The organism is Pedobacter punctiformis (assembly GCF_027213715.1).
GTDB classification, from domain to species: Bacteria; Bacteroidota; Bacteroidia; order Sphingobacteriales; family Sphingobacteriaceae; genus Pedobacter; species Pedobacter punctiformis.
In genome coordinates this window covers 188,538-200,595 of record NZ_JAPWGM010000006.1, presented here as the reverse complement: position 1 = coordinate 200,595, position 12,058 = coordinate 188,538, and the positions used below count along the sequence as shown (strand labels likewise).

Here is a 12,058-nt window from a genome sequence, read left to right as displayed (position 1 = left end):
AATCTTATAATTCTCCGTTTCTTTTTCTTAAAAACCACTCTGTACCCAGCAAAATTAATATTAATCCGAATAACCATTTCATATTAATGAGTTCATCATACCTGCGGTCTTCGTAACTTATCGTTTTAATATTTTCATTCTTCAAAATTTCGTCTGCAATTTTCAGTAAATCAGCAGGCATAAACAGCTTGCCATTACTTTGCTTAGAAATTGTATTTAACAATTGATGGTTAGCTGTTGTTTGCTGGTATTCAGCAATTAAAGCATTGATATAAAAACTTCCGCTTGCAGTAAGCTTTTTCCCACCTAAAGTAGTACCGGCAATATAAGTGTAATTTCCGGCAGGCATGGTTCCGGCATCCAGCTGATAACCGCTTTCTGTTTTTGAAAAGGTATAGCTAAAAACTTTACCAGCTTCATTTTTCACCTGTAAGTTCACTTCCGGTTCGTTTACAGGCTGATAGCTCTCATTATAAAGCGTACCATTAAACTGAATGCTTTCGTTTTCATCATAAGCTGATTTAGATGTAAACACTTTAAATTTTCGCTTATCATCTTTTACTGAAAGGTATTGAACCGTATTGGAAATTAAATTATTTAAAACAGATTGAGGTGCTTCATTTTCAGCTTCTGCTAATTTCCACCGCCACAGGCCCTCTCCCATTAAATAACCAGCTTTTGAGCCGTTTTCGACTGTAAAAAACAATAATGGAGATTGGGTACTTACTTTTCCGATGCGCTGATTAAAAACAGGTGTTGCATTTGCATTTACCGTTAACCTGCCAAATGGCATAAGCAACGGATCGAAGGTTAAGAATTGTTTCTTTTCTTCTTCAGATAAGTTAAAAGTAGTAAAACCATCAGCGAGATCAGGGTAGACTTCCTGCACTGAACCGTTAAAAGAAGAAAGGTTAACCTGATTTTGCATCTGATTAAATGTGGCTACATTGCTTTGTGCACCTAAAATATACCAAACAGGTTTATTTAAACCTGTAAGTTTTTGTAAAAAGGCTTTAGATGTACTTTGTGCATCTGGCAGTTGATATAAAACAATCAGATCAAAATTAGCAGGGTCTGCAGCATTTAAATCATCAGCCATGACCAATTTAGCCTCATAATGTTTATTAAGTGAAATAGCCTCTTTTAATACAGCCAGATCGGGATGTGGAGCGGCAGCAGCGAGTAATACTTTTTGTCGTCCATCTATAACCTCAACATAAAAAGTCTGGCTGTTATTTCTGCCTGTAATTTCATTTTTTAATACCCCGAGCTGAACCGTATATTTCTGGACACCAATTTTACCTGCATGCAGTTTAACCGGAATGGTTTTTACAAAAGCGTTTCCTGTAATGGCTAGATTCTGTTGCTCTACTTTACCCCCATTTTGTGTAACCGTTAAACTTGTACTTTCGCCATCACTCTGGTAAGCCTGTACCTGTACTTCAATCGTAAAATCATCATCCAGGTAAACGATATTATTGTAGTTAACATTCGCAATCAGTACGTCTCTTTTAGGAATACTGTCTCCTAAAGCAATTGTATAAACCGGCGCATTGATTTGATTGATGCTATAAAGCGGATTACCACCCCGGTTAAATATCCCATCGGTTGCCAGTATAATTGCACCAACATTTCTATTGGTATACTCATCTTTAACTTTCTGAAACAATGCTGAAGCGTCAGTTAGTTTCCCCTGATTTTTAAAATCAAAACCATCGGCTACGGAATCAGAAAAGTTATATGTTTTAACTTCGTATTTATCTGCTAACTTATTTTGTAAGGCTTTTAAGTTTTGTTCATATAATTTCTGATCGAATCCTGCGGTCTTTATCTGTCCTGCCGACAAGGAATTGTCCTGCCCGATGATAATAATTGGTTTATCTAAAGTATAGTTTAAGGTTTTAATGAGTGGAGCAAAAAGCAACCAGGCAATGGCCGAAACCACTATTACTCTTAAAGTTGCAAGAATATATTGAAGTTTTTTTTCAAGATTTTTATTCCCACGATAAAGCAACCATGCATATAACAGGCCTAACGCTATACAACCCAGAAAAAATAAAATAGAAGTACCGGAAAAAAAGCCATTCATAATTTATAAAGATGATAATTTTAGAGAAACTTTCAATTTTTTTTAAGCTTAAACCACGCCTTGCTATTTCGAAGAAATTATTAGCTTTACTTTAAACCAAAGTTTATGAAGTTATTTTATTTTATGATCCTTTTATCCCTAACCATTAGCGCTAAAGCTCAGGATGATTTTAAAGCCCAACAACTCAAATTCGACCGGGTTAAAACAGCATACAAGGAAAAATGGACGGACTTAAAAAAAATCCTGAAGCATGATGGTTTCGGAGATCGTTTCTCTATGGTGATTAATGCCTATAAAACTGAAGGCAAACTGGAAATTTGGTTGAAAAATAATACCGATAAGAAATATACATTATTTAGAACCTATGATTTTTGTGCGCACTCAGGCACTATTGGTCCAAAAGTTATAGAAGGTGATGGCCAGACGCCTGAAGGATTTTATTATGTAAATGTTTTTAATCCAATGAGCAATTTTCATCTCTCGTTAGGTGTAAATTACCCAAACAATGTAGATTATGCCAGAACAGGGAAAGACAAAAAGCCCGGGGGCGATATTTACATTCATGGAAATTGTGTAACCGTTGGTTGTATTCCATTAACGGATGAAAAGATTAAAGAAGTGTATGTTTTAGGGGTTGAAGCACGTAACGCCGGACAAGAGAGAATACCGGTTAACATTTATCCTTTTAAAATGACTGATGCTAATTTGAAGAAATATTCAGTACAATTTCCTAAGCAAGTTAATTTTTGGAAGACCTTGCAACAAGGTTATAATGCTTTCCAAAAAAACAAGAGTTTTTCAGAAGTTAAAGAGGTTAAGGGAAAATATATTGTAAAATAAAAAAAATCTGCTAAAGTTAACTCCAGCAGATTTTGTCTTTTATCCTTTTGTCTCTAAGCTTTCAGCTTAAATTACAACATTCCGCCGCAAACCGATAAGGTTTGTCCGGTTACATAAGCACTCATATCTGATGCTAAAAACACGCAAACATTAGCAATATCTTCAGTTTCTCCGGCACGTTTTAAAGGAATATCTTTTTCCCAGCCTTCAACCACTTTAGGGTCTAAAACTTCTGTCATTTCTGTACGGATAAATCCTGGCGCAACAACATTAGCACGTATATTTCTTGAACCCAGCTCTTTTGCCACCGATTTGGTAAAGCCAACTATCCCGGCTTTTGATGCTGCATAATTCGCTTGTCCAGCATTACCTGTAACACCAACTACCGAGCTCATATTAATAAAAACACCTTTACGGGCTTTCATCATAACTTTAGAAGCCGCTTTAGTCACATTGAAAACCGATTTAAGGTTTACATTAATTACATCATCCCAGTTTTCTTCGCTCATACGCATTAGTAAACCGTCTTTAGTAATCCCTGCATTGTTTACAACAATATCTAAAGCACCAAAATCTGCAACAATATCATTAATCAATTGTTCAGCTTCATCAAATTTAGAAGCATCAGAACGGTAGCCCTTAACCTGGGTTCCAAAGCTTTTAAGTTCTTCTTCTAACGCTTGTCCTTTTTCTACTGAAGATAAATAGGTAAAAGCTACATTTGCACCTTGTTCGGCAAATTTTTCTGCTATTTTACGACCTATACCTTTTGATGCACCGGTAATCAATGCTGTTTTTCCTTCTAATAATTTCATTCGTTATTTTATTTGTTTGTCCGTCTGAGCCTGTTTAAAACCAAATATATCTATTTTTCCTTTTTAAGGTTAGATAATCCGTCAATCTCTTCCCAGTCTTCTTTAAATAATACTTTCTTCCTTTTCAGCTTAAACTGCAGGTTCCTGCTGACTTAAACAATGGAAACTTCCCAGGCCCCAAATAATATCTACAGAATTAATGCCTACTACTTTTCTATCCGGGAAACAACCCTGAATAATATCTAAAGCAATCTGATCATTCACATCATTAAATATTGGAACAATAACCGCTGCATTTGCAATGTAAAAATTAGCATAAGATGCTGGCAGTCTGGTATCTTCATGAATAACTGGAGATGGCATTGGTAATTTTACAATTTTCAAAGGTCTGCCATCCTTTAATTTCATTCCTTTTAGCATTTCGTAGTTTTCCTCTAAAAGAAGGTGATTTTCATCCAAAGGATTACTTTCAATTACGGTTAAAACTGTGTCTTCATTTACAAAACGCGTAATATCATCAATATGCCCGTCGGTATCATCGCCAACAATACCATCGCCAAGCCATAAAATCTGTTCAACGCCATAGTATTCCTGAAGATATTTTTCAATCTGCTCTTTTGTTAAATGCGGATTACGATTTTCGTTCAACAAACAAGCTGTAGTGGTTAAAACCGTTCCTGCACCATTAAATTCAACCGAACCACCTTCCATCACAATGTCAGGCAAGAATAGAGGCAGATTAAAATGTTTGGCAATTTTCGTCGGAACAACATCATCCAGATCAAAAGGTGGATATTTTCCACCCCAGGCATTATATCCCCAATCTACAATGGCTTTTTGACTTCCATTTAATATAAATGCAGGCCCGTGATCCCTGCACCAGGCATCGTTGGTTTCGTTAAAATAAAATTCAATCTGACTTAAATCTGCCTCTGCCTTTTCCAGTTCTGCAACAGCAGATGCTTTCATTGCCTCATCTTTTACATTAATGCGGACTTTTTCGCCTTCTGCTACTGCTTTTATAAATTCGCAATATGGCTTGTAAATACTTTCTATTTTACCCGGCCAGCTTGCTTCTTTGTGTGGCCAGCTTAACCAGGTTGCTTCATGTTTAGCCCATTCAGCAGGGAAAGAATATCCTTGTTGTTTTGGCGAATAATCAAATTGATTAATATTTAACTCTTTTCTTGGAGGAAAATGTGACATTTTTTTTCGTCTTATAAGTTAAAAAAAGTGTCACATTGAGCTTGTCGAAATGTTTAGTCTTTCTACAGGACTCAGTATAACACTAATTTACGGTTTTTCACTTTAAGCTATGGCCTTTAACCTTTCAGCTTAGTCTTCGTCTATATATCTTTTAGTAATCGGCTGATAAGAGTCAATTCTTCTATCTCTTAAAAATGGCCAGTGCTTACGCATAAAATCACTTTGGTTCAGGTCTAATTCTACTACTTCAGTTTCTTCTTTATCATGAGAGGCTAAATAAAGTAATTTACCCTGCGCATTAGTTGCGAAACTTCCGCCCCAGAATTTCATGGCACCATCCTGTTCAAAACCGACACGGTTAACGCTAACCACCGGAACACCATTTGCTACCGCATGAGAACGTTGAATAGTTTGCCACGCATTATACTGATCCTGATTGGTTTCTTCATCCTGATCGGTTGCCCAACCAATTGCTGTTGGATAGAACATAATATCAGCACCCATTAGCGCCGTAATACGTGAGGCTTCAGGATACCATTGATCCCAACAAATTAAGATTCCGATTTTTGCAAATTTGGTTTCAAAAACTTTATAACCTAAATCGCCCGGCGTGAAGTAAAATTTTTCATAAAAGGCAGGATCATCAGGGATGTGCATTTTACGGTATTTACCCAGATATTTACCATCAGCATCTAAAACGGCTGTGGTATTGTGGTATAAACCCTGAGCACGTTTTTCAAATAAAGAAGCAATGATAACCACACCCAATTCTGCAGCCACTACTGATAAAGCATCAGTTGAAGGACCCGGAATGGCTTCGGCTAAATCAAAATTGTCATAATCTTCCACATCGCAAAAATATAACGAAGTAAAAAGCTCTTGCAAACACACAATTTGTGCACCTTTTGCAGCGGCTTCTCTAACTTTTACAATTGCCTTATCTAAATTTTCCTGTTTATCTTTAGTACAGGTCATCTGTACCAGACCAACTTTTACTTTACTCATCCTTAAAAAATTAAAACGCAAAGTTACTATTTTGTTTAAATGTAGAACGGCATAATTATGTAATTGTTTTCGAAAGCGAAATGAATAAAAACCAAAAAGCCTCAATTTTCATCGAGGCTTTTGGCTATCTGATTAAGGATTGATATTATCCTGTTTAGGCTTTGGTTTTGTTTCTACGATTTCAGCTACCGCAACAACTTCCTTACGTTTTTCGGGATCCATTAATTCCATTAATTTCAACCCTAGTAAACCATCCATTGCTGAACCACCGTTATTGCCATTTCCTCCAATTAATACATCAGGAATAAGCTTAACATTACCTTTAGATAATTCTTCGGTAATTTTATACCGGGTAAAGTTTTCGCCACCCAGCGCTTTTACTGCAAGCTCATAAGCTTCGGCAGTTGATTTACCTACTGCTAAAATCTTTCCGGCTTCGGCACTACCTGTTAACGAAATTTGTTCGGCCTCTGCAGATGCCCTTAATTTTATAGCTTCTGAATCTGCCTGTGCTCTTGCTTTAGTTGCTTCAGCTTCAGCATGTGCCCTCATTTTTGTAGCCTCAGCCTCTGCTCCTACAGCCAGTTTAACGCCAGCGGCATCACCTTCTGATTTTTTTACCGTTGCACTTGCAGTACGTTCGGCAATTTCAACACTTTGCTGTGCCTTAACAATATCTTTCTGCATATCTGCAATCGCAGTTTCTTTTTCCATTCCCTGACGAGTTTCCTGAGCCTGTTTCTGCGTATTATAGGTCACCTTTTGTTCTTCTGCAATTTTACGGTCGGTTAAGGTTTTCATCAACGATTCCGGCGGAACAATATCTCCGATAAGGGTATCCACCGCATTCACATTATATTCATCCAGCACTTTGCGGATGTGTTCTTTGGCAGATTCCTGACGTTCTTTACGGGTACTTAAAAAAGCAATTACATCACTATCCTGCGCCGAGTTGCGGAAATAGTTACCAATAGTGGGCTCTAAAACCTGCGAAACCAGGTTAACCATATTACCAAAACGGGCAATTACCTTTGGTGCTTCGGTTGTTGGAACGTGGATAATTTGAGCCACATCCAGGTTAAACGGGAAACCATCTTTTGAGCGCACCGTAATGGTTGATAAATTTTTATCGAGATTATGTGCCTCACTTCTGGCCGATGCCCAGTTTAAAACCAAATTGGTTGTTGGTACCAGTTCTACCTTCATAATGTATTTATTAATTGGATATTTACCCGGGCCAAGCGGCTCCAGCCACACACCTTTAGAGCCTTTTCCAACAATATTGCCATGTTTAAAATCTGCACCTGTTAAATCATTTCCATCGGTACCGATAAAAGAAATTACAACGCCCACATAACCAATGGCAATTTCAGTCATCGGAATTTCTTCCAGCTGTATGGCCCATGGATTTAAGTTATATGAACCTGCAAGAATAACCTGGGGTTGTAAGCCACGATTACCTCCATTTTTAATGAAATAATCAAAATCCTGAAAGTTGTTGTGTCCATCAACCAGTTTACCAGCAATTTGATTGGCTTCAATCGGCAAACCGTCCAAAGTAGTTACAATACCTACCATACTTTCCTGAATCCGGATCATATCGGTAACTGAAACCTGAAACAACATGGTATTGATCCGGTAAGAACCGGAAGTGATATAAGAAGTTTGACGGCCACGCTGACCACCATTTTCCAAAAACTTCACAGCGTCCTGAAAATTATCTGAGTCTACTCTTTGTCCTAAAATGTTTCCTGTAGGAATTTCGGCACCATCTTTTGCCATAATCAACCCGATTTTACCTTCCGGGATAACGGTAAACTGTTCCATTGTAACACTATATTGCCAAAACCACATTCCAAAATATAATCCCGGGGCTAATGTTTTACCCTGAAAACCAGCTTCACCTTTAATTGCAATAATTCGACCGTCAGGCAACTCCCGGTCTGAACCAAAAAGAACAAATTTTTTGGTTATTAAACCAATTCTATCTTCCGGAACGATAACCATTCCGAATAAGAAACGTAAAATGTATTTGTATAAAACCACGCACAACAGTGCCACTAAAATCCACCAGTAATTAGAAACGAGCGATTCCATAATATTTATTTTTTAGTTAATTTTTTCACAAGATGATTTATTTCATCGAGCACAATATAGATACAGCACCCTATTAATTGTTACTTTTTTTAACATATTTTTTTTCAAAAAAATTACCAGTAAAAAGCATTTGGGTTTAAACGATTTAAAAGCATTTTGTTCAAGTGAAAACACAAAAATTAAATAACAATTATTTATTGGTATATTGTATTTCCCTAAACAACGCTATTATTAATATTGCTATGAGGTCAGAAATTTACCTAAAATCAGTTGAGTGGTTTTTGAATAAAATAGTTTTCTCCATTTACACCCGTATTGCTTTATGCATATTTTTGGTGCTCCAGGATCCCCTGTCTAACGGATTTAAATACACTATAGTGATCATTTTCTGTATTCCCATTTTGAGGTACGTTATTTATACAGCCACTGAGAATGAAATGGAAGAAGGCTCCAACATGGTTACCATGTCTATTATGCCCATACTATATGCTTTTGTAACGATGCATATTTTAGCAGTTTATGATTTCTCTTACTGGCTGGGGCTTGCTGTATTGTTGATACCTACCCTTATTTATTACAGCTGTATTGTAGCCACACACGTGCTCCCCAATAACCACAACAGGTTTTTCACTACTATGTGCTTTTATATTTTACCTTTTTTCTTTGCGGTTAATTATACTTTCGACTTTTCTAAACCTGCCACTAAAAGATATTATCTTATTGACAACCATGAACTAACCAGCACTGATAATAGTTCAGAAGGTATTGATGTGCACAATTATTATTTTGATTTAGTACCTGCTCCAAAAGCTATTGAGCCTGCAAAATGGGTTGAAGTAAGTGAACAAATTCATAATAATTTTAGCGGTATTTATAAACACAAATTTGCAACATCAGGTAATGAGCACTATAGAATATTTGATAAGAAAAAGGTAACTGACACCATAAGAAGAAGATTTATCTCTTCTGGGTATCCGCCAGGAACACGTTTAAGATACTATTTTTTGATGCAAAAAGATTTAAACTATGAGCGTCGAAAAATGAAATGGAAAGTATTTAAAAGATTTAAACAGGGCGATTATGTATTTATTGAAACGCACGGAGGTTTGTTTGGTATTGATTGGTTAACCTATCGCTAACTAACCCCCAGTTCTTCCTGATATTCTTCCTGAAGTTCTTTTAAGCATTTGGCACAAAGACAGCCATCATATAATTCGCTGATGTATTGTACTTCGTTAATACTAAGCTGTACCACACTGCACTGGCATTTGGTATAAGAATTTGCCTTGCATTCAATAGCAGTATTACATCTTTCGCAGGGAATGATTTCGTGTTTAGCGCTATGTTTTAAGGTATTGCTCATTGGTTCAATTGTCATTAGTTCATTGATGTTTGGCACTTTAGAAATTAATGAACCATTGGCTAATGAACTAATTAGCTTAGCGCAAAAGTATAAACAAAAAATAAGGTTTTGAGCGTTTGCCCAAAACCTTATTAATTTTATTGCTTTATAATGAGAAGCGATTTTAACATTGCTTTGTGCCTCGCAATGGCGACAATTGGGCAGGTTTTCGCTTAAGCTTTCTTCATTCAGCTATTTTGCCTTAACCTGAACAGCTAATGCAACCTTCTTCCATTGAACAAACTGGTCCGTCAACGATTTCTTCTGCAACCTGATCTTGTGACATTTCAGCCGGAATTACCGCCTCAATTGCTTTACCGCCCTGATTTTCTACTGTAAATTTCACCGCCTGAGAAGCTGCCTGTGTACGCAGGTAATACATACCGGTTTTTAAACCTTTTTCCCATGCATAGAAGTGCATCGAAGTTAATTTTGATGTATTTGGTGCATTTACAAACAGGTTTAAAGATTGCGACTGGCAGATATAAGCACCGCGATCGGCAGCCATATCAATGATGTTACGCATTTTAATTTCCCAAACTGTTTTATATAATTCTTTGATATAATCAGGAATTTCGTCAATAGCCTGGATAGAACCATTCGCCAATATGATTTTGTTTTTCATATCGTTGTTCCATAAACCTAACGCTACTAAATCTTTCAATAAGTGTTTGTTTACCACCACAAATTCTCCGCTTAATACACGGCGGGTATAAATATTTGAAGTATAGGGTTCAAAACATTCGTTGTTACCTAAAATTTGTGAAGTAGATGCAGTTGGCATTGGCGCAACCAATAACGAGTTATACACCCCATCTTTAACAACCTTTTTACGTAATGCATTCCAGTCCCAACGACCGCTATCTGGTGTTACATTCCAAAGATCAAACTGGAATTTACCTTTAGATAATGGAGAACCTTTAAAAGTTTGGTAAGGACCATGTTTCACCGCCAGATCATGCGAAGCACTCATTGAAGCAAAATAGATCGTTTCGAAAATATCTTTATTTAAACGTTTAGCCTCATCACTTTCAAAAGGTAAGCGCATTAAAATAAATGCATCTGCCAGGCCTTGCACACCTAAACCAACTGGTCTGTGACGCATGTTAGAGTTTTCAGCTTCCTGAACCGGATAATAGTTATGATCGATGATTTTATTTAAGTTTAATGTAGCCTGATAAGTTACATCATATAATTTTTGGTGGTCAAATTGCCCACCAATTACAAAACGAGGTAAGGCTAATGATGCTAAGTTACAAACAGCAACTTCATCTTTTGAAGTGTACTCAATAATCTCGGTACATAAGTTAGAACTCTTAATGGTACCTAAATTTTGTTGATTAGATTTGCTGTTCGCTGCATCTTTAAACAACATATAAGGTGTACCGGTTTCAATTTGCGAATCTAAAATTGCAAACCAAAGTTCCTGTGCTTTTATCGTTTTACGGCCACGGCCTTCTGCTTCATATTTGGTATATAATTCTTCAAATTCTGCGCCAAAACAATCTGCTAAACCTGGTGCTTCATGTGGGCAGAATAAGGTCCAGTCGCCATTATCTTTAACACGTTGCATAAACAAATCGTTAATCCAAAGTGCATAGAATAAATCGCGGGCACGCATTTCTTCTTTACCATGGTTTTTACGCAAATCTAAAAACTCAAAAACATCTGCATGCCATGGCTCTAAATAAATTGCGAAAGCACCTTTACGTTTACCTCCACCCTGATCTACATAACGTGCGGTATCATTAAATACACGTAACATCGGGATAATGCCGTTACTTGTACCGTTAGTACCACCAATGTATGATCCTGTTGCACGAATATTGTGAATGCTTAATCCAATACCACCAGCGCTTTGAGAAATTTTAGCAGTTTGTTTTAAAGTATCGTAAATACCTTCAATGCTATCATCCTGCATGGTTAACAAGAAACATGATGACATTTGAGGTTTTGGTGTAGCTGCATTAAATAATGTTGGTGTAGCATGTGTAAACCAACGCTCACTCATCAAGTTATAGGTTTTAATAGCGCTTTCGATATCTTCTTTGTGAATACCAACCGAAACACGCATAAACAAATGTTGAGGACGCTCAACAATTTTACCATTAACTTTTAAAAGGTAAGATTTTTCTAAAGTTTTGAAACCGAAATAATCGAAACCGAAATCGCGATCGTAAATAATAGAACTATCTAAAATATCTGCATGTTTTTCAATGATTTCATATACATCATCAGCAATAAGCGGAGCAGCTTTCTGTGCTTTCGGGTCGAAATATTCGTACAACATTTTCATCGTACCCGAGAATGATTTTATAGTGTTTTTATGCAAATTGGAAACCGCAATACGCGATGCAAGCAAAGCATAATCAGGGTGTTTCGTCGTTAACGATGCAGCAGTTTCAGCCGCAAGATTATCCAACTCAGAAGTGGTAACACCATCATACAATCCTTCAATAACCTTCTTGGCTACATCAATAGGATCTACCAAATCAGAATTTAAACTGTAGCATAACTTTTGAATGCGGGCAGTTATTTTGTCAAATTGTACCGCTTCTTTGCGGCCATCTCTTTTTTGTACGAACATATATTTGAGATTTTAGT

9 protein-coding genes are annotated in these 12,058 nt (G+C 36.8%); 2 read left to right on the top strand and 7 right to left on the bottom strand.

Annotated features, from left to right (window positions below; translation table 11 throughout):
* Positions 1-4: 4 nt before the first annotated feature.
* Positions 5-2,089 (bottom strand): hypothetical protein, encoded by a 2,085-nt coding sequence (locus O0955_RS16365; RefSeq protein ID WP_269428637.1) that lies wholly within the window; start codon positions 2,087-2,089, stop codon positions 5-7.
* 105 nt (positions 2,090-2,194) lie between these two features.
* On the opposite strand from O0955_RS16365, the gene O0955_RS16360 reads away from it, so the two are divergent.
* Positions 2,195-2,929, top strand: a complete 735-nt coding sequence (locus tag O0955_RS16360) for a L,D-transpeptidase family protein (RefSeq protein WP_269428636.1) — start codon at positions 2,195-2,197, stop codon at positions 2,927-2,929.
* Positions 2,930-3,000: 71 nt separating this feature from the next.
* Here O0955_RS16360 and fabG read toward each other — a convergent pair whose 3' ends face one another.
* The 4 genes from fabG to O0955_RS16340 all read right to left on the bottom strand — a co-directional run bounded on the left by fabG (position 3,001) and on the right by O0955_RS16340 (position 8,052).
* On the bottom strand, positions 3,001-3,744 hold the full coding sequence (gene fabG / locus O0955_RS16355; protein WP_269428635.1) for a 3-oxoacyl-[acyl-carrier-protein] reductase: 744 nt from the start codon (positions 3,742-3,744) through the stop codon (positions 3,001-3,003).
* Positions 3,745-3,873: 129 nt separating this feature from the next.
* Positions 3,874-4,950, bottom strand: a complete 1,077-nt coding sequence (locus O0955_RS16350) for an agmatine deiminase family protein (RefSeq protein ID WP_269428634.1) — start codon at positions 4,948-4,950, stop codon at positions 3,874-3,876.
* A 129-nt stretch (positions 4,951-5,079) separates the two neighbouring features.
* Positions 5,080-5,955 (bottom strand): carbon-nitrogen hydrolase, encoded by an 876-nt coding sequence (locus O0955_RS16345; protein ID WP_269428633.1) that lies wholly within the window; start codon positions 5,953-5,955, stop codon positions 5,080-5,082.
* 132 nt (positions 5,956-6,087) lie between these two features.
* Positions 6,088-8,052, bottom strand: a complete 1,965-nt coding sequence (locus O0955_RS16340) for an SPFH domain-containing protein (RefSeq protein WP_269428632.1) — start codon at positions 8,050-8,052, stop codon at positions 6,088-6,090.
* 281 nt (positions 8,053-8,333) lie between these two features.
* Between O0955_RS16340 and O0955_RS16335 the strand changes: the two genes are divergently transcribed.
* Complete coding sequence (locus O0955_RS16335; protein WP_269428631.1) at positions 8,334-9,191, top strand: hypothetical protein; 858 nt, start codon at positions 8,334-8,336, stop codon at positions 9,189-9,191.
* Here the strand turns inward: O0955_RS16335 and O0955_RS16330 are convergent.
* Positions 9,188-9,430 carry a cysteine-rich CWC family protein gene (locus O0955_RS16330; protein ID WP_269428630.1) on the bottom strand — a complete coding sequence of 81 codons (243 nt, stop codon included), beginning with the start codon at positions 9,428-9,430 and terminating at the stop codon, positions 9,188-9,190. The genes O0955_RS16335 and O0955_RS16330 overlap by 4 nt on opposite strands.
* A gap of 226 nt (positions 9,431-9,656) precedes the next feature.
* Positions 9,657-12,041, bottom strand: a complete 2,385-nt coding sequence (locus O0955_RS16325) for a ribonucleoside-diphosphate reductase subunit alpha (RefSeq protein WP_269428629.1) — start codon at positions 12,039-12,041, stop codon at positions 9,657-9,659.
* Positions 12,042-12,058 lie beyond the last annotated feature (17 nt).

Excerpts from the sequence above, each read along its gene's own strand:
- O0955_RS16365 (WP_269428637.1), bottom strand. The coding sequence starts at position 2,089 with ATGAATGGCTTTTTTTCCGGTACTTCTATTTTATTTTTTCTGGGTTGT.
- O0955_RS16360 (WP_269428636.1), top strand. The coding sequence starts at position 2,195 with ATGAAGTTATTTTATTTTATGATCCTTTTATCCCTAACCATTAGCGCT.
- fabG (WP_269428635.1), bottom strand. The coding sequence starts at position 3,744 with ATGAAATTATTAGAAGGAAAAACAGCATTGATTACCGGTGCATCAAAA.
- O0955_RS16350 (WP_269428634.1), bottom strand. The coding sequence starts at position 4,950 with ATGTCACATTTTCCTCCAAGAAAAGAGTTAAATATTAATCAATTTGAT.
- O0955_RS16345 (WP_269428633.1), bottom strand. The coding sequence starts at position 5,955 with ATGAGTAAAGTAAAAGTTGGTCTGGTACAGATGACCTGTACTAAAGAT.
- O0955_RS16340 (WP_269428632.1), bottom strand. The coding sequence starts at position 8,052 with ATGGAATCGCTCGTTTCTAATTACTGGTGGATTTTAGTGGCACTGTTG.
- O0955_RS16330 (WP_269428630.1), bottom strand. The coding sequence starts at position 9,430 with ATGACAATTGAACCAATGAGCAATACCTTAAAACATAGCGCTAAACAC.
- O0955_RS16325 (WP_269428629.1), bottom strand. The coding sequence starts at position 12,041 with ATGTTCGTACAAAAAAGAGATGGCCGCAAAGAAGCGGTACAATTTGAC.